Genomic DNA, 16,531 nt, shown 5'->3' on the forward strand with positions numbered 1-16,531 from the left:
CCAGGTGCTCGCGGCGGGCGACAGGTACGCGGTATTCCACGGACGTAGGGTGATCGGATGGTGGACGAGGAACCGGTCGGTATCCGGGCCGCCGGTGGGGTGGCGTGGCGACCGGCCGACGGCGGCGGGGTCGAGGTCTGCCTGGTGCACCGGCCCCGCTACGGCGACTGGTCGCTGCCCAAGGGCAAGCTGGAACGGGGCGAGCATCCGCTGCTGGCCGCCGTCCGTGAGGTGGCCGAGGAGTCCGACGTACGCGCGGTGCCACAGGTCCGCCTGCCCACCGTGCGGTACCGCAGTGAGGGCCGGCCGAAGCTTGTCGACTACTGGTCGATGCGGGCCGTGGGCACCGGCGGGTTCCAGCCGGGCACCGAGGTCGACGACGTGTGCTGGCTCGACGTCGACGCGGCAGTCGACCGGGTGAGCTACCCGCACGACGCGCAGGTACTGGCCGCGTTCGCCGCCCTGCCGGCGGTCACCGGCACGGTGGCGCTGGTGCGGCACGCGCATGCCGGCAGGCGGGCCACCTGGTCGGGGCCGGACACCGGCCGCCCGTTGGACGCCGAGGGGGTCGCCCAGGCGCGGGCGCTGGCCCCGCTGGTCGCCCTGGTCCGGCCGGTACGGCTGCTGTCGGCCTCGCCCCGACGCTGCGTGCAGACGCTGGATCCGGCAGCCGCCCTGCTGGACCTGCCGATCGAGGTGTGCGGCGACTTCGACGAGCCGCAGCCGGGCCAGCAGGTCGACGAGTGCGCGTTGGCCGCCGCCGGCCGGCTGGTCGAGCTGGCCGCCACCGGGCAGCCGGTCGGGGTGTGCAGCCAGGGCAAGGTGATCCCGGGCGCGTTGGCCCGGCTGGCGGGGCGCGACGACGACTTCGGCACCGCCAAGGGTGGCGGCTGGCTGCTCGCCTTCACCCCCGACGGGCTGCTCGCCGCCGACCGGCTCTGAACACTCACGAGCCGACCGGGGCTGAACACTCACGAGCCGACCGGCTCTGAACACTCGCGAGCCGACCGGGGCTGGATACCGGAAACGGGCGCCCACCATGGCGGTGGGCGCCCGTCGCGTCGTACCGGGAAATCAGCGCTTGGCGGCGGTCCGCTTCGCCGGCGCCTTCTTCGCGGTGGTGGCCTTCGCGGTGGTGGCCTTGGCGGTGGTGCTCTTGGCCGCGGTCGTCTTCTTGGCCGCCGCGCTCCGGGCGGGAGCCGACTTGGTCGCCGTGGCGGTCTTCTTCGCCGGAGCGGCCTTCTTCGTGGCCGCCTTGGTCGCGGTGGCGGCCTTGGTGGCCTTCGCCGCGGTGGTCTTGGCGGCACCGGTGGCCTTGCTGGCCGCGGTCGTCTTCTTGGCCGCGGTGGCCTTGGTTCCGGTCGCCTTGCTGGCCGCGGTCGTCTTCTTGGCCGTGGTCGCCTTGGCCGTGGTCGCCTTCGCGCCCGTGGCCTTGGTGCCGGTCGCCTTGGCGGCGGTCGCCTTCGTGCCGGTGGCCTTGGCGGCCGCCGTGGTGGTGGTCTTCTTCGCCGGAGCGGCGGTCTTCGGCACCTTGCCGGTGGCCACCATCTCCTTGAAACCGGCGCCCGGCTTGAAGGCCGGAACGGATGTCTTCTTGACCTTCACCGCCTCACCGGTACGCGGGTTGCGCGCTGTTCGCGCCGCCCGGACACGCTTTTCGAACGATCCGAAACCGGTGATCGCCACTTTGTCGCCCTTGGTGACCGCCGCCTGGACCTCGGCGAGGACCGCGTCGAGCGCCGCCGTCGCCGACTTGCGGTCCCCCAGGCGAGCGGCGAGTGCCTCGATGAGCTCGGCCTTGTTCACGACTTCCTCCCGATTGTGCAACTGACTCGACGCGAGCCATTCTGCGCGCACCGTATGCCCTGTGCTGCCTGGACACAAACATTCGGTGGAAAAAAGCCCTTGTGTCGTAACGGATTCGCCCCCACCGGATGAACCGGTGGGGGCGAAAACGGTGCCGTGGCCCGGCGTACGGCTAGACCACGGCGGGGGTGAACGACGGTCGGCCGGCCTCGTACGCCTCAATGTCGGCGACGTGCCGCAGGGTGAGTCCAATGTCGTCGAGGCCCTCCATCAGCCGCCAGCGGCTGTGGTCGTCGAGCGGGAACGACCAGGTGGAATCCCCGACCCGGACCTCACGGGTGGTCAGGTCGACCGTCACCGCAGTGGTCGGATCGGCCTCCACCAGGTCCCAGATCTGCTCGACCGCGGCCAGTTCCAATTCGACCGGGAGGAGCCCTTCCTTGAGTGCGTTGCCCCGGAAGATGTCGCCGAACCGGGGCGAGATGACCGCCTGGAAACCCCCGTCGCGCAGCGCCCACACAGCGTGCTCCCGGGACGACCCGGTGCCGAACTCGGGCCCCGCCACGAGGATGGTGGCCCCGGAATACGCCGGGTTGTTGAGCACGAATGCGGGATCGTCGCGCCAGGCCCGGAAGAGCCCGTCGGCGAAGCCGGTACGGGTCACCCGCTTGAGGTACACGGCCGGGATGATCTGATCGGTATCCACATTGGAACGGCGCAGCGGTGCTGCGGTGCCGGTGTGGGTGGTGAACTTGTCCATCTCTCGGCTGCCCTTCTACAGATCGGCCGGGGCGGCGAGCCGGCCGGTCACGGCGGTGGCGGCGGCGACCGGCGGCGACACCAGGTGGGTACGCCCGCCCCGGCCCTGCCGGCCCTCGAAGTTGCGGTTGGAGGTCGAGGCCGAACGCTCGCCCGGCTTCAGGGTGTCCGGGTTCATGCCCAGGCACATCGAGCAGCCGGCGAACCGCCACTCCGCTCCGGCGTCGGCGAAGACCTTGTCCAGGCCCTCCGCCTCGGCGGCCTCCCGCACGGCGGCGGAGCCGGGCACCACCAGCATCCGTACCCCGTCGGCGACCCGGTGGCCGCGCAGCACGTCGGCGGCGGCCCGCAGGTCCTCCAGCCGGCCGTTGGTGCAGGAACCGACGAACACCACGTCGACGGCGAGGTCGCGCAGCGGGGTGCCCGGGGTGAGGTCCATGTACTCCAGGGCCCGGCGCGCGGCGGTCCGCTCGGCGTCGGTGGTGAACTCCTCCGGGTCCGGCACGGCCGCGCCGAGCGGAGCGCCCTGACCAGGGTTGGTGCCCCAGGTGACGAACGGGGTGATCCGGCTCGCGTCCAGGGTCACCTCGGCGTCGAAGGTCGCATCCTCGTCGGTGGGCAGCGTCCGCCAGTGGGCCAGCGCCGCGTCCCAGTCCGCCCCGGTCGGCGCGTGCGGCCGGCCCTTGAGGTACGCGAAGGTGGTCTCGTCCGGCGCGATCAGGCCCGCCTTGGCGCCCCACTCGATGGACATGTTCGCCACCGTCATCCGGCCCTCCATCGACAGCGCCCGGATCGCCTCGCCCCGGTACTCCACGATGTGGCCGCGTCCGCCGCCCGTGCCCACCTGCGCGATCAGCGCGAGGACCAGGTCCTTGGCGGTGACGCCGGGGCCGAGCTGACCGGTGACGTTGACCGCCATGGTCTTCGGACGGGCCTGCGGCAGGGTCTGGGTGGCCAGGACGTGTTCGACCTCACTGGTGCCGATGCCGAAGGCCAGCGCACCGAACGCGCCGTGGGTGGCGGTGTGCGAGTCGCCACAGACGATCGTCATGCCGGGCTGGGTGACGCCCAGCTGGGGGCCGATCACGTGCACGATGCCCTGGTTCTCGTCGCCCAGGGGGTGCAGCCGCAGGCCGAACTCGGCGCAGTTGCGGCGCAACGTCTCGATCTGGGTACGCGAGGTCGGGTCCGCGATCGTCAGCAGGTCGCCCCGGCGCAGCCGGAACGCGGGATCGTCGTACCCGGTCGGGGTGTTGTGATCCTCGGTCGCGAGCGTGAGATCGGGGCGGCGGACCCGCCGGCCGGCCTGGCGCAGCCCGTCGAACGCCTGCGGGCTGGTCACCTCGTGCAGCAGGTGCAGGTCGATGTAGAGCAGGTCCGGCTCACCCTCGGCGGTCCGTACGACGTGCGCGTCCCAGACCTTCTCGGCCAGGGTCCTCGGTTGAGTGACTCCCACCATCTGGACATCCTAAATTCTGGGAGGTAAATTTCGGCTTGTGGGACACAGTATGAGCGGTGTCGGCGTGCTCGACAAGGCGGTGGTCATCCTGGCCGCCTGTGTCGACGGCGCCAGCCTGGCCGAACTCGTTGAACGCACCAAGCTGCCCCGAGCCACCGCACACCGGCTGGCCCAGGCCCTGGAGATCCACCGGATGCTGGTCCGGGACACCCAGGGGCGATGGCGCCCCGGGCCCCGGCTCGGCGAGCTGGCCAACGCCGCACCGGACGTCCTGCTGACCGCCGCCGAGCCACTCCTGGCCGCGCTGCGCGACGCCACCGGGGAGAGCGCCCAACTCTACCTGCGCCGGGCCGACGAACGGGTCTGCGTGGCCGCCGCCGAACGGGCCAGCGGCCTGCGGGACACCGTGCCGGTCGGCTCGGTGCTGCCCATGACGGCCGGCTCCGCCGCGCAGATCCTGCTCGCCTGGGAGCCGCCCGAGGCGGTCATGCCGCTGCTGCCCCGGTCCAAGTTCACCGGCCGCACCCTCGCCGAGGTACGCCGCCGGGGCTGGGCGCAGAGCGTCGCCGAACGGGAGGCCGGTGTGGCGAGCGTCTCCGCCCCCATCCGGGACCGCACCGGCCGGGTGATCGCCTCGATCAGCATCTCCGGCCCGATCGAACGCCTCGGCCGCCGCCCCGGCGAACGCCACGCCATGGCCGTCGTCCGCGCCGGCCAACGCCTCTCCGGCCTCTAACCACCCACCCCCTCTCCACCCCGCCCACCCCGCCCACCCCGCCCTGCCCCGCCTCCCCCGCCCCGCCTCGCCTCGCCTGCCGCGCCCTGCCTCGCCTCGCCCTGCCTCGGTGATCAAGAAGTTTGCGTCATGTTTAGAGATCAAAGTGACGCAAACCTCTTGATCACGTGACGCAAACCTCTTGATCACCGAGGCGAGAGCGGCGGGGGCGCAGGTGAGACCGGGGGCGGGGGCGGTGTGACCGGCGGGGCGGGCGGCGCGGGGGAAGGCTGGAAGCGAGGGGAAACGGCTATCGGCCCGCCTCGCGGGGCGAGACGGGCCGATCGTGTGGTAGCCCCGACCGGATTCGAACCGGCGCTACCGCCTTGAGAGGGCGGCGTCCTGGGCCACTAGACGACGGGGCCAGGCACTTTTTCCTGCTTCACCACCCCGTGGGGCGGTGCGGCATTAGTCTAACGGCACCGGCACCCGGCCCCCGAGACGGGGGTCGGCATCCCGGCGAGGTCGGTGCCCGGGTGGCGAAACAGGGGTGTCCAGCGGCCGGGACAGCGCGACATCACCACCCGAGCGGGCTCCGCCGCACGCCCAGCCCCGCACGAGCGGGGCCGGGCGCACGAGCCGGGCCGCACAAGCCGGGCCGGGCGCACGAGCCGGGCCGCACGAGCGGGGCCGGGCGCACGAGCGGGGCCGCACGAGCGGGGCCGGGCGCACGAGCGGGGCCGGGCGCACGAGCGGATCCGCACAAGCCGAGCGGGCCGAACGAGCGGGGCTGGGCGCACGAGCCGGGGACGGCCGATCGGGCCGGCCGGGCACGCGCAAGGCCGGGACTGCCCGGGACGCGAAGAAGCCCGTCCCAGGCGAACGTGGGACGGGCTGTCAGCGTTGTAGCCCCGACCGGATTCGAACCGGCGCTACCGCCTTGAGAGGGCGGCGTCCTGGGCCACTAGACGACGGGGCCAGAACATAGCTAGTGCTTCCCTGCCCTGCCGGGCGGGGAAGCTGCACTCTATCAGAGATCAACTTCGCCCCGACGAACGGGACGGAGCGATCGCCGTCAGAATCCAGCGTCCGCGTATTCGGGTGAACCCGCGGTTGCGCTGGGGTACCAGGACTCGAACCTAGACTAACTGAACCAGAATCAGTTGGGCTGCCAATTACCCCATACCCCATTGGCCCCTTGTGGCGCCGGGAAGGAACTTTACCCTCCCCGCGCCAACAGGCCAAATCCAATCCCCCAAACCGCCCTTGAGCTGCGGAAACAGGGGTGTCGTACGGGTCAGGCGACCGGCACCACCGAGTTGGTGAGCTCGCCGATCCCCTCGATCCGTACGGTGACCGTATCCCCGTCCGTGAGCGGACTAACCCCGGCCGGGGTGCCAGTCAGCACCACGTCCCCGGGCAGCAGCGTCATCACGTGCGAGATGTACGACACCAGCGCCGGCACGTCGAAGACCATGTCCTTGGTCCGGCCGAGCTGACGTACCTCCATCTCGTCCGGGTCGCGCCCCACCTCGCAGCGCACCTCAAGGTCGGAGACGTCGAGCCCGGTGGTGATCCAGGGGCCGATGGGGCAGAACGAGTCGAAGCCCTTGGCCCGGGTCCACTGCGAGTCGGAACGCTGGAGGTCCCGCGCGGTGACGTCGTTGGCGCAGGTGTAGCCGAAGATGGCCTTCGCCGCGGTGGCCCGGTCGACCCGGCGGGCCCCCGGCGCGCCGATCACCACGGCCAGCTCGGCCTCGTGTTCCACCTGCTTGGAGAAGATCGGCAGCCGGATCGCGTCCCGGGGACCGATCACCGAGGTGGACGGCTTGAGGAAGAGCAACGGCTCCTTCGGCACCTCGTTGCCGTGCTCGGCGGCGTGCTCGGCGTAGTTACGCCCCACACAGACCACCTTGCTGGGCAGGATCGGCGACAGCAGCCGCACGTCGGAGAGCGCCCACCGGGCGCCGGAGAACTGGATCTGCCCGAACGGATGGCCCTCGATCTCGGCGACGGTCAGGCCCTGCGGCCCGGCCTCCGGCTCGCCCTCGACGACCCCGAACGACATTCCCTTGGCATGAGCGAAACGAGCGATACGCACCAGGCCAATCTATCCCCACCCCCGGCGTCGCCCGTCGACCACCGGGACGTCGGCGCAGCGTAGGCCATCGGTCGGCGCGGCGGGCGGGGTTCGGCGCTTCGTACCCGCCCGGAGGGTGCGCGCTCCTAACGTCGGCTCCGGAGGTTCGTTGGTATGCCTGCATCGAGACGACACCACAGGGCCCTCGCGGTTTTCGTGAACTGCCTGGGCATTCTCGCCGCCGTGCCGGCGCTGCCCGGCGCGGACCCCGCGCCCCGCGCGCCGGCGGCCACCCCGGTGGCGGCCACCACGTCGACCGGCCCGCAAGCGGGTCGGGCACCGGCGGCGGCACCCACCGGCCCGGCGGAACAGGGCCCGACACAGGGTCCGGCACCGGCAGGACAGGGTCCGGCACCGGCGGAACCGGTCACCCGGGCCCGGCCGACGGCCATCGCCCGCCCCGCCGTACCGGCCCGCCTCGCCGCCCGGGAGACGCCGTCTCCCCGGCCGGCGCGGGCCGCACCCGGCGTGGCGGCCAGCGGCGCGGTCGTGCCGGTCACCCCGACCGCGCCCGCCCCCGGGATGACCACCGCCGGCAACCCGGGCGCGCCCCGGCCGGCACCCCAGGTCACGGTGGCCGTGGCACCCGTCGCGACCACGGTGCCGGGTTACCGGATCATGGTGCGCAACACGGGCGGCTCGACGGTGCAGACCATGGTCCGGCAGGAGCTGCCGGCCGGCACCTCGACCACCGCGGTCAGCGCGGGTGGCCTGGTCACCCGGCCGGGCGGGGCCGGCGCGGGCGGGGAGGTCACCTGGCGGCTCGTCCTACCGGCCGGGGCGACCCGGACCCTGGACACCGCCCTGGCCGCCGCCGCGCCGGGCCAGGCGCTCACCGCGCCGGCCTGCGCGTACACCGGTGACGGCGACCAGCCGTACGACTGCGCGACGGCCACCTGGCACAGCGGGGCGACCCCGGAGGCGATGGTGCCCGCGACGCCGACCTGGCGGCAACCGCCGATCCTGCTCGGCGCGGCCCTGGTGGTGCTGGCGCTGCTGGCCGGCGCGCTCTGGTGGTGGCGGCGGGCCCGGCGACGGGCGGGCGGGATCGAGCCGACCGGCACCGCGCCGGTGGCGGCCGGCACCCCGCCGTACGCGGGCGGCCCGGCGGCCCCGGGCGGCGGGACGGTGTACCCGCGCCCCGCCGTACCCGGACAGGTGAGGCGACGCCGCAGCCCGTCGGTGTGGCTGGTGGTGGGGGTGGCCGCGACGGTGCTGGCCGGGGTGGTCTTCGCCGCCGCCTGGACGGCCACCCGCGAGGTCGCCGCCATCGACACCACCAAGCAGCCGACTGCCGGGGCGTGGACGGGCACCACGATGACCGGTCCGGTGGGCACCCCGCTGCGGGAGAAGGCGTTCGAGTTCACCGTCTACCGGGTGGCCTGCGCCACCGCGCGGGTGGCCAGCCAGCAGTGCCAGGCCACGGTCGGGGTGCGCAACCTCACCCCGGAGCAGCAGAGCTGGCACGGTCAGCTCCAGCGCGCGTACCTGCCGGGTGGCAGCTGGGTGAGCACCGACGAGGACGCCACCCGGCTGGCGAACCTGGGACGCGACGTCTTCGCCCAGCCCGTCTCGGCGGGCAGCAGGGTGGTGTTGCCGCTGGTCTTCACCGTGCACGGCGCGCAGAAGCCGAAGCAGTTGGAGTTGCGCAGCGGGGTGTTCTCCGCCGGGGTCCGGGTGGACGTGCCCTGACCGGGGGCGGGCGGCGGTCGTACCCTCAGGGGTGTGACCGCCGCCCTCGCCCCCACCGCCCTCGACGCGGCCGACTGGCAGGCCCGGCGGGCGGCCCACGCGGCGCGGGTGGCCACCTGGCTGGACCCGCACCTGGCCCGCCGCCGCACCGGCGGCCGGCACCCGGTGGAGGACTTCCTCTTCACCTACTACTCCTACCGCCCGGCGCAGTTGCGCCGTTGGCATCCGGGCGCGGGGGTACTGCTGCGCGGCGCGGACCCGGCCGAGTTCGGCCAGGACTACCGCGCCGGCCCCGCCGGGGTCACCCTCGACACCGAGGCGGTACGCGGACGCCGCGCCGACTCGATCGGCTGGATCAGAGCGTTGCTGGCCGCGACCGCCGGCCGACCGGCGCACCTGGGCTGCTTCGGGATGCACGAGTGGGCGATGGTCTACCGGCAGACCCAGGAGGAGGTCCGGCACAACGCCTGGCCGCTGCGGCTCAGCCCGGACGACACCGCCGCCGTGGTCCGCGAGCGGGGCGTACGGTGCAGCCACTTCGACGCGTTCCGGTTCTTCACCACGCCGGCCCGACCGCTGAACGTGCTCCAACCGACCCGGGAGTCCCAGCACGCGTTGGAGCAGCCGGGTTGCCTGCACGCCAACATGGATCTCTACAAGTGGGCGTACAAGCTCTCCCCGCTGGTCGCCGCGGAGCTGGTGGCGGATTGTTTCGCGCTGGCCCGGCAGATCCGGACGCTGGACATGCGGGCCAGCCCCTACGACCTGGCCGCCCTCGGCTACCCGCCGGTGCGGGTGGAGACCGCCGAGGGCCGGGCCGAGTACGCGGCGGCGCAGCGCGGCTTCGCCGAGCGGGCCGCCGTGCTGCGCGCCCGCCTGCTCACCGCCCTCGACCACGCCATGTCGGCTGCCGGCTGACCCGGGCGGGGGTCCGGGCCGGGGCCCGGACCCCCGGGCGGGTCAACTGGCGGTGCAGGTCGCCGTGGGGGCGGTGGCGGTGCCGGTGTGGGTGCCGAGGAACCCGAAGGTGGCCTCGGCGGCCGGGGCGAGCGCCCCGTTCCAGTTCACGTTGCGGGCGGTGACCGCGCTGCCGGTCTGGGTCAGCTCGGCGTTCCAGGTCTGGGTGATCTGCTGTCCGGCGGGCAGGGTGAAGGTGACCCGCCAGCCGGTGGTCCGTGCGGTGCCGGTGCTGCGGACGGTCACCTCGCCCTGGTGCCCGCCCTGCCACTGGTTGGTGATCCGGTAGCTGGCGGTGCAGGCCACCCCGGCCGGCGGCGAGGTGGTCGGCGGGTCGACAGTGGGTGACCCGGTGGGCGGGACCGTGGGGCTGACCGTCGGGCTCGGCGGGCCGGTCGGGGTGGGCGAGCCGGTCGGGGTGGTGCTCGGGGTGACCCCGCCGAGGGCGGCCACCAGCGCCGGGTACCACCGGTCGGACATCTTCTGGTCGCCTGCCGCGTTGGGGTGCACCCCGTCGTAGGTGTCGGTGGTGGTGCTGAACCCGGTCCACTGGTCGACCACGACGATCGGCGACGCGGCGGTGGTCTTCCCCGCCGCCCAGCCGTCGATCGTGGCGTTCAGGGCCACCGCCCGCTGCCCGCACTCGGCGCAGCTCGACGGGGCCATCGGGATGATCTTCGCGACGATGATCCGCATCGCCGGGTTGCTGGCCCGCATCTGATCCACCAGCTTCGAGTACGCGGCGAGGATGGTGGCCGGGGCGATGTTGCTCCACACGTCGTTGGTGCCGAAGTGCATGAGCACGACGTCGGGGTGGGTCGCGGCGAGCCAGCCGGGCAGCAGGTTCTGGTTGGCGACGTTCGTCACCAGGTAGCCGCCGTGGCCCTCGTTGTCCCCGTCGTACGGCTGCCCGCAGCCCTGCGGGCCGAGGGTGCCGACGAAGTCGACGTCGGTGTGGCCGGTGGACTGGAGACGGTTCCACAGCAGGGACCGCCAGCAGCCGGGCGAGCCGGTGATCGAGTCACCGAGCGGCATCACACGGACGGGGATGGCGGCGGCAGGGTGGGCCGCCGGGGTGGCGACCAACCCGACGAGCAGGGTGAGCGGAACTGCCGCGAACGCGGCGAGCAGAGCGGAGAGGAACGGCCTTCGGAGCATGGTGAGGGGACTCCTGTCACGTGACGACGTGCGGTCGGTGACGGCCCGGTTGCTCCCACGGACATCCCACCAGACCGGCCGCCCCGGCTCAACGCCCTCCCGCATCCTGGCGAAGCGCTTCGACACGCAGCCGTTCCTCCAGCTCGGCCATGGTGTCGACGAACCAGAGCTGGCCGCCCCGGTTGGCCTCGACGACGAAGTCGCGCAGGGCGGTGCTCCGCCCGACGTGCCCCGAGATGTCTCCGACCACGGCCAGCCGCAGCCGGTAGTTGACGAACTTCTGCACCACCGCGCCCGCCACCCCGGTACGCAGCGTGAAGAATTCGACGGCGAGCCGGCGTACCGGAAGCACCACCAGGTCGACCCCGTGACCCAGCGCCGCGCCGATCACGTCGGTGGCGTCGTCGCCGCCGCAGATCCTCGGCCCGTCGGGGGCACCGGCGAGCGCGGTGACGCCGGCGAGGGTGACCAGGGTGTCGGTGGACATGCCCGCCAGCCTAGGCAGCGCCGGCCCGCCCCGGCCCGGGTTTTCCGTCACCGGCGCACCGCACCGCGTCGACGGTGCCGCCGCCGGGACCCGACCGGTGCGGGCGGCGGTCAGTCGCCGTCGGCACGACGGTCCCGTTTGCGCTGGGACTGGCGCTTCTTGTCGGCCAGCCGGCGTTCCTTGGCACCCCGGGAGGGGCGGGTGGGCCGCCGGGGCGGCGGGGGCGGGGCGACGGCCTCGCGCAGCAGGGCGACCAGCCGTTCCCGGGCCGCCTCCCGGTTGGCCAGTTGCGCGCGGTGCTCGCTGGCGGCGATGGTGAGCACCCCGTCGACGAGCCGGCCGGCGAGGCGTTCCCGTACCCGCTCGCGCAGCGCCGGGGGCAGGCTGGTGGTGCCGGCCACGTCGAAGCTCAGCTCGACCCGGGAGTCGGTGGTGTTGACCCCCTGCCCACCCGGCCCGGACGAACGCGAGAACCGTTCCCGCAGCTCGGCGGCGGGCACGGTCCACCGGTCGGTCACCCGTAGTCCGTCGTCCATCCGGCGAGGTTAGCGCCCCCGCTCGCCGGCCGCCGGTGGGCGGTCAGCGCCACCTGCACCGGCCGCCGCGCCGGTGGGCACGGCGGCCCGGCCCGGGTCCTCCGGGCTCAGCCGCCCTTGCCGATGATGGTGTCGGCGGTCTGCTGCACCTGGTCGATGGGGATGGCGAAGCCGATGCCGATCGAGCCGCTGCCGTCGATGGTGGCGATCGCCGTGTTCACCCCGACCACCTCGCCCCGGGCGTTGACCAGCGGGCCGCCGGAGTTACCCGGGTTGATCGACGCGTCGGTCTGCACCGCGCTGCGCCGGTTGGTGCCCAGCCGTACCTGCCGGTTGAGGGCGCTGACGATCCCGGCGGTCACCGTGCCGGCCAGGCCGAGCGGCGAGCCGACCGCGAGCACCGGTTCGCCGACCCGGGTGGACCGGGGCTTGGCCAGCGGCAGCGGGGCCAACCCGGCGGCCGACGGCACCTTCAGCACGGCCAGGTCGCTGCCGGGTTCCCGGCCCACCACCTCGGCGGCGTACCGGCGGCCGTCGGGCATCTCCACGGTCACCGCGCCACCACCCCCCTTGGCCAGGATGTGGTCGTTGGTGACGATGTGCTGTTCGTTGTCGATGGCGAAGCCGGAGCCGGTCGCCGACTGCCCGTTGGCACCGCCGCCGACCAGCACGGACACCACCCCGGGAACGGTCTTCTGGGCGGCGGTGACCAGTTCCGCCGGCACCGGGGCGGCGGAGGCCGCCGTCGGACCCGCCCCGCCCTGGCCGGCCACCCAACCGCCGGCCGCCGCCCCGGAGACGGTGGACAGGGCGACCACCGCCACGGCGGTCCACAACCGGCCACGCCAGCGCCGCCGGGACGGGTCCTCCCCCGGATCGGGTACGTCCCACCGGTGCCGGCCGTCCGGCCCCAGGTCGGGTGAGAGGAACCAGGGACCCCGGGGTTCCCCCAGACCGGTCTGTACTGCCATACGTCCGCTCCTCACTGTTGCGACGGATCAGGGGCAGGTGGGCCCGCGTCGTCCCGCTCAGGGCAGGCGGGAGAACCAGCGCATCGACCCGGCCGCCGCCCCCATGGCGAAGACCAGCCCGAGCCCGATGAACCGGGCGGAGATGTCCTGGCGTTCCTTGCGGTAGCCGACGGAGGAGCCGATGTCCTCGTAGACGTCACGCAGTTCGGCACTGCTGCCGGCCTCGTGGAACCCGCCCCCGGTCTGGTCGGCGACCTCCCGCAGGGTCTGCCCGTCGACCGGCACCTGGATCGGGCGGCCACCGCGGTCGACGAACCCGCCAGGGGTCCCGAACGAGATGGTGTGCACCGGCACCTTCGCCTCGACGGCCGCCGCGGCGGCCTCCATCGGGTCCGCGCCTGACGTGTTCGCCCCGTCGGAGAGCAGGACGACCCGGGCCGGCGGCGGTTGCTTGGCCGCCTTCTCGTCGAGGCTCTTGACCGCGCCGAGACAGGCGCTGATCGCCTCGCCGATGGCGGTGCCCTGCACCCCGGTGATCCCCTCGGCGAGCCGGTCGATCCCGTCGTGCAGGGCACCCCGGTCGGTGCTCGGCGGCACCAGCACCGCCGCGCTGCCGGCGAAGGCGACCAGCCCCACGTTGAACTCGTCGGGCAGCCCGTCGGCGAAGGTCCGGGCGGCCTCCTTGGCGGCGGTCAACCGGTCCGGTTCCACGTCGGTGGCGAGCATCGACGTGGAGACGTCCACGGCGACCATCACGGTGGCCCGCTCGCGGGGCACCCGTACCTCGGCGGTGGGCCTGGCGAAGCCGACCACCAGCAGCGCCAGCATGGCCAGGAAGAGCCCGGCTGGCACGTGCCGCCGCCAGGCGGGGCGTTGCGGGGCGACCCGGTCGAGCAGCCGCAGGTTGGTGAAGCGGACCGCGTACCGGCTGCGGCGGCGCTGCGCCAGCAGGTAGCCGGCGGCCAGCGCGGCCACCCCGAGCAGCAGCAGGAGCCGGACGGGTGACTGCCAGTTCACGCGGCACCTCCCCGGGAGGCGGCGGGCGCGGCCGCCAGCCGACGCTGGGCGTGCACGTGCCGCACGATGTCGGCGGTCCAGTCCCGGTCGGTGCGCAACGCCAGGTGACCGGCCCCGCTGCGGCGCAGCGCGCGGGTCACCTGGGCGCGTTGCGCGGCGGCGGCGTCGGCGTACCGGCGGCGCAACTCCGGGTCACCGGTCCACACCTCGCGCCGCCGGCCGGTCTCCGGATCGACCAGGGTGATCAGGCCGACGTCGGGCAGCTCCAGCTCACGTGGGTCGGTCACCTCGACCGCGAGCACCTGGTGCCGGGCGGCGAGGCGACGCAGCGCCGGCTCCCACGGGGTGGGGGCGTCGGGGTCGTCGGGCAGCCCGTCGAGGAAGTCGGAGACCACCACCACCAGCCCCCGCCGGACGGCGGTCCGGTGCATCGCCGCGAAGGCCGCGGCCAGGTCGGGGCCGACCGGCGGGCCGGTCGGTGGCTCGGCGTCCGCCCGGGGGGCGTGCAGCAACGCGCGGAGCAGGCTCAGCAGGTGGGTACGCCCGCTGCGGGCGGGGAACCGGCGCAGCCCGTCGCGGCCGAGCACCTGTGCGCCGAGCCGGTTGCCGGTGCCGGCGGTGAGGAACCCGACCGCGGCGACGGCCGCCACCGAGAGTTCCCGTTTGTCCAGTTCGGCGGTGCCGTACTCCATGCTGGGGCTGGCGTCGACCAGCAGCCAGGTGGTCAGCTCCCGGTCGGCGTCGACCTCGCGGACGTGCGGGACGGTGGTACGGGCGGTGACCGCCCAGTCCATCCGGCGTACCTCGTCCTCGCCGGGGCGGTACTCGCGGCTGCCGGCGATCTCGCTGCCGGGGCCGGGCAGCAGACCACGCAACTGGCCCTGGAGCAGCCCGTCCAGCCGGCGGGTGACGGTCAGTTCGAGGCGGCGCAGCCGCCGTTCGGGGGCGAGGTCGGCAAGCGTCGGGCCGGCCAGGGGTGCCGGGGCGTTCACGCCGCCGCCAGGTCGGGCGTGTACTCGGGGTGGCCGGTGGCGAGCACCGGGGGCGGCACCGCCTGGACCAGCCGGTGCACCACCGCCTCGGCGCTGACCCCGTCGGCGACCGCGTCGAACGAGAGCACCAGCCGGTGGGCGAGCACGTCGACCGCGAGTTCGCGGACGTCGTCGGGGAGCACGTACTCGCGGCCCCGCAGCAACGCCTGGGCGCGGGCGGCGGCGACCAGGCCGAGGGTGGCCCGGGGGCTCGCCCCGTACGCCAGCAGCGGGGCGATCTCCGGCAGCCCGAAGCGGCCCGGGTCGCGGGTGGCGAGGATCAGCCGGACCACGTACTCGGCGAGCGCGTGGTGTACGAAGACCTGGGCGGCCCGGCGCTGGTAGTCACGCAGCCGGACCGGGTCGAGCACCTGGCGGGGGCGGGGCCGGTCGCTGCTCATCCGGTAGAGGATGGCCAGCTCGTCGGCGTCGCCCGGATAGTCGACGACGATCTTCATGAGGAAGCGGTCCCGCTGCGCCTCGGGGAGCTGGTAGACCCCCTCGGACTCGATCGGGTTCTGGGTGGCCAGCACCAGGAACGGCTCCGGCACCGGCCAGCTCCGCCCGCCGATGGTGACCTGCCGTTCGGCCATCGCCTCCAGCAGCGCGGACTGCACCTTGGCCGGGGCCCGGTTGATCTCGTCGGCGAGCACCAGGTTGGCCATGATCGGGCCCAGCTCGACGTCGAAGTTCTCGGTCGAGGCCCGGTAGATCCGGGTGCCGACGATGTCGGAGGGGACCAGGTCGGGGGTGAACTGGATGCGGGTGAAGGTGCCGCCGACGACGGTGGCGAGGGTCTGCGCGGCCAGCGTCTTGGCCACGCCGGGCACCCCCTCAAGGAGGCAGTGGCCGTCGGCGATCAGCGCGGTGAGCAGCCGTTCGACGAGTCGGTCCTGCCCGACGATCACGCGTTTGACCTCGAAGAGGGTCTGTTCCAACTCGGCGCCCGCCGCGTCGGCATCGACCGGGCGGGACAGGCTGGCCAGGGTGTCCGAGATGTCCGTCACGGTGCTTGCTTCCCGGGGTCACCGCCCGGCAAACGTCGGAATTTCCGGCCCCGACGGGCCGATTCGCCCCGGACAGGGACGACCGGCCCGGCGGGGCGGCAACGCCGTGCGGCGGCGCAATGCGGGTGTCACCGGACGATCCGCGCCCCACCCGTCACGGACAGGAGGTCCACAACGGACGGTGCCGACCCCCGGTGGGGGCCGGCACCGCCGACGGGTCCGCGCCTCAGTTGGCGACGAACAGGTGGAACGGCTTGCTCGACACCGATCCGCTGGAGCTGTACGTCTGGATGAAGACGCCGTTCGGTGTCTGGTTGCGCGGGGCGACCGCGATCTCGCCGGCCGGCGGCACGTTGAACTGGTCGTTGGTGCCGATGGTGGCCTGGAACGCCTTTCCGACCACGCTGTAGTCGAGCAGCACCTGGTACTGGCCGGTGCCGTACTTGGTCGACGACACGACGTTCGCCGAGTGCTGGAGCAGGGTGCCGTCGCTGGCGACGACCGCCCAGGCGACCGAACCCGAGGCCGGCGGGGCGAGCGAAGCCTTCAGCGCCGCGCGGGCCTGCTTGGCTTCGGCCGCCGTCACCGGCGGCTGGCCGGTGGCACCGGCCAGCCGCGCCCCGGGCTGAGCCACCTCGGCCGGGGCCTTGGTCGCCGGTTGCGCGACGGCGATCCCGCCGCCGGCCAGGGTGAGCGCCAGGACGCCGAGCGTCACCGCCGCCGCCTTACGCCTGAAGAATGTGGCCATGACAGGTCTCCCTTTTGTGACCGTGGCAATACGGCCGACCCACCGTAC

General features: G+C 73.7%; 16 protein-coding genes and 3 tRNA genes. 4 read left to right on the forward strand and 15 right to left on the reverse strand.

The features are described 5' to 3' along the window. The first annotated feature begins 57 nt into the window (after positions 1-57). Positions 58-942: an NUDIX hydrolase gene (locus tag ACWCHM_RS20870; RefSeq protein ID WP_454219449.1), complete on the forward strand. Its 885-nt coding sequence runs from the start codon at positions 58-60 to the stop codon at positions 940-942. A gap of 132 nt (positions 943-1,074) precedes the next feature. Here ACWCHM_RS20870 and ACWCHM_RS20875 read toward each other — a convergent pair whose 3' ends face one another. The 3 genes from ACWCHM_RS20875 to leuC form a co-directional block, all read right to left on the reverse strand. Next, positions 1,075-1,806, reverse strand: a complete 732-nt coding sequence (locus ACWCHM_RS20875) for an HU family DNA-binding protein (RefSeq protein WP_281903191.1) — start codon at positions 1,804-1,806, stop codon at positions 1,075-1,077. A gap of 172 nt (positions 1,807-1,978) precedes the next feature. Continuing rightward, positions 1,979-2,566, reverse strand: coding sequence for a 3-isopropylmalate dehydratase small subunit (gene leuD, locus ACWCHM_RS20880; RefSeq protein WP_204956812.1), 588 nt, complete (start codon positions 2,564-2,566; stop codon positions 1,979-1,981). Positions 2,567-2,581: 15 nt separating this feature from the next. After that, positions 2,582-4,024, reverse strand: coding sequence for a 3-isopropylmalate dehydratase large subunit (gene leuC, locus ACWCHM_RS20885; protein WP_454219450.1), 1,443 nt, complete (start codon positions 4,022-4,024; stop codon positions 2,582-2,584). 49 nt (positions 4,025-4,073) lie between these two features. Here leuC and ACWCHM_RS20890 point away from each other — a divergent pair, with 49 nt between their 5' ends. Beyond that, entirely contained in the window at positions 4,074-4,760 is a 687-nt protein-coding gene (locus tag ACWCHM_RS20890; RefSeq protein ID WP_088646078.1) for an IclR family transcriptional regulator, read from the forward strand. A 328-nt stretch (positions 4,761-5,088) separates the two neighbouring features. Here the strand turns inward: ACWCHM_RS20890 and ACWCHM_RS20895 are convergent. From ACWCHM_RS20895 to ACWCHM_RS20910, 4 genes are all read right to left on the reverse strand, one after another. Beyond that, positions 5,089-5,164 (reverse strand) — tRNA-Glu (locus ACWCHM_RS20895). A 481-nt stretch (positions 5,165-5,645) separates the two neighbouring features. After that, positions 5,646-5,718, reverse strand: a tRNA-Glu gene (locus ACWCHM_RS20900). 139 nt (positions 5,719-5,857) lie between these two features. Beyond that, positions 5,858-5,929: transfer RNA gene (locus ACWCHM_RS20905), tRNA-Gln, on the reverse strand. A gap of 107 nt (positions 5,930-6,036) precedes the next feature. Beyond that, positions 6,037-6,840 carry a fumarylacetoacetate hydrolase family protein gene (locus tag ACWCHM_RS20910; protein ID WP_204956810.1) on the reverse strand — a complete coding sequence of 268 codons (804 nt, stop codon included), beginning with the start codon at positions 6,838-6,840 and terminating at the stop codon, positions 6,037-6,039. A gap of 153 nt (positions 6,841-6,993) precedes the next feature. Between ACWCHM_RS20910 and ACWCHM_RS20915 the strand changes: the two genes are divergently transcribed. Both ACWCHM_RS20915 and ACWCHM_RS20920 read left to right on the forward strand, forming a co-directional pair. Then, positions 6,994-8,571 (forward strand): hypothetical protein, encoded by a 1,578-nt coding sequence (locus ACWCHM_RS20915; RefSeq protein WP_454219453.1) that lies wholly within the window; start codon positions 6,994-6,996, stop codon positions 8,569-8,571. A gap of 33 nt (positions 8,572-8,604) precedes the next feature. Continuing rightward, positions 8,605-9,489 (forward strand): 3-methyladenine DNA glycosylase, encoded by an 885-nt coding sequence (locus tag ACWCHM_RS20920; protein ID WP_454219455.1) that lies wholly within the window; start codon positions 8,605-8,607, stop codon positions 9,487-9,489. A 42-nt stretch (positions 9,490-9,531) separates the two neighbouring features. Here ACWCHM_RS20920 and ACWCHM_RS20925 read toward each other — a convergent pair whose 3' ends face one another. The 8 genes from ACWCHM_RS20925 to ACWCHM_RS20960 form a co-directional block, all read right to left on the reverse strand. Continuing rightward, a complete protein-coding gene (locus ACWCHM_RS20925) occupies positions 9,532-10,686 on the reverse strand; it encodes a cellulose binding domain-containing protein (RefSeq protein WP_454219457.1) in 1,155 nt (384 codons plus the stop codon). Positions 10,687-10,774: 88 nt separating this feature from the next. Beyond that, positions 10,775-11,173, reverse strand: a complete 399-nt coding sequence (locus ACWCHM_RS20930) for a DUF4180 domain-containing protein (RefSeq protein ID WP_281899912.1) — start codon at positions 11,171-11,173, stop codon at positions 10,775-10,777. Between the two features lie 110 nt (positions 11,174-11,283). Beyond that, on the reverse strand, positions 11,284-11,709 hold the full coding sequence (arfB, locus tag ACWCHM_RS20935; protein WP_088641642.1) for an alternative ribosome rescue aminoacyl-tRNA hydrolase ArfB: 426 nt from the start codon (positions 11,707-11,709) through the stop codon (positions 11,284-11,286). 107 nt (positions 11,710-11,816) lie between these two features. Continuing rightward, positions 11,817-12,680: a S1C family serine protease gene (locus ACWCHM_RS20940; protein ID WP_204956804.1), complete on the reverse strand. Its 864-nt coding sequence runs from the start codon at positions 12,678-12,680 to the stop codon at positions 11,817-11,819. Between the two features lie 57 nt (positions 12,681-12,737). Beyond that, on the reverse strand, positions 12,738-13,697 hold the full coding sequence (locus ACWCHM_RS20945) for a VWA domain-containing protein (protein WP_454219459.1): 960 nt from the start codon (positions 13,695-13,697) through the stop codon (positions 12,738-12,740). Continuing rightward, positions 13,694-14,689, reverse strand: coding sequence for a DUF58 domain-containing protein (locus tag ACWCHM_RS20950; RefSeq protein ID WP_421489150.1), 996 nt, complete (start codon positions 14,687-14,689; stop codon positions 13,694-13,696). Before ACWCHM_RS20950 ends, ACWCHM_RS20945 begins: the two co-directional genes overlap by 4 nt. Then, positions 14,686-15,735, reverse strand: a complete 1,050-nt coding sequence (locus ACWCHM_RS20955) for an AAA family ATPase (RefSeq protein WP_454219460.1) — start codon at positions 15,733-15,735, stop codon at positions 14,686-14,688. Before ACWCHM_RS20955 ends, ACWCHM_RS20950 begins: the two co-directional genes overlap by 4 nt. Before the next feature lie 226 nt (positions 15,736-15,961). Then, positions 15,962-16,483, reverse strand: coding sequence for a hypothetical protein (locus ACWCHM_RS20960; protein ID WP_204956802.1), 522 nt, complete (start codon positions 16,481-16,483; stop codon positions 15,962-15,964). Positions 16,484-16,531 lie beyond the last annotated feature (48 nt).

It is taken from the genome of Micromonospora sp. SCSIO 07396 (assembly GCF_053667945.1).

What these genes read in the sequence shown, in the direction of transcription:
- ACWCHM_RS20870 (WP_454219449.1), top strand. Translation starts at nt 58, where the DNA reads ATGGTGGACGAGGAACCGGTCGGTATCCGGGCCGCCGGTGGGGTGGCG.
- leuD (WP_204956812.1), bottom strand. Translation starts at nt 2,566, where the DNA reads ATGGACAAGTTCACCACCCACACCGGCACCGCAGCACCGCTGCGCCGT.
- leuC (WP_454219450.1), bottom strand. Translation starts at nt 4,024, where the DNA reads ATGGTGGGAGTCACTCAACCGAGGACCCTGGCCGAGAAGGTCTGGGAC.
- ACWCHM_RS20890 (WP_088646078.1), top strand. Translation starts at nt 4,074, where the DNA reads ATGAGCGGTGTCGGCGTGCTCGACAAGGCGGTGGTCATCCTGGCCGCC.
- ACWCHM_RS20915 (WP_454219453.1), top strand. Translation starts at nt 6,994, where the DNA reads ATGCCTGCATCGAGACGACACCACAGGGCCCTCGCGGTTTTCGTGAAC.
- ACWCHM_RS20925 (WP_454219457.1), bottom strand. Translation starts at nt 10,686, where the DNA reads ATGCTCCGAAGGCCGTTCCTCTCCGCTCTGCTCGCCGCGTTCGCGGCA.
- ACWCHM_RS20930 (WP_281899912.1), bottom strand. Translation starts at nt 11,173, where the DNA reads ATGTCCACCGACACCCTGGTCACCCTCGCCGGCGTCACCGCGCTCGCC.
- arfB (WP_088641642.1), bottom strand. Translation starts at nt 11,709, where the DNA reads ATGGACGACGGACTACGGGTGACCGACCGGTGGACCGTGCCCGCCGCC.
- ACWCHM_RS20940 (WP_204956804.1), bottom strand. Translation starts at nt 12,680, where the DNA reads ATGGCAGTACAGACCGGTCTGGGGGAACCCCGGGGTCCCTGGTTCCTC.
- ACWCHM_RS20960 (WP_204956802.1), bottom strand. Translation starts at nt 16,483, where the DNA reads ATGGCCACATTCTTCAGGCGTAAGGCGGCGGCGGTGACGCTCGGCGTC.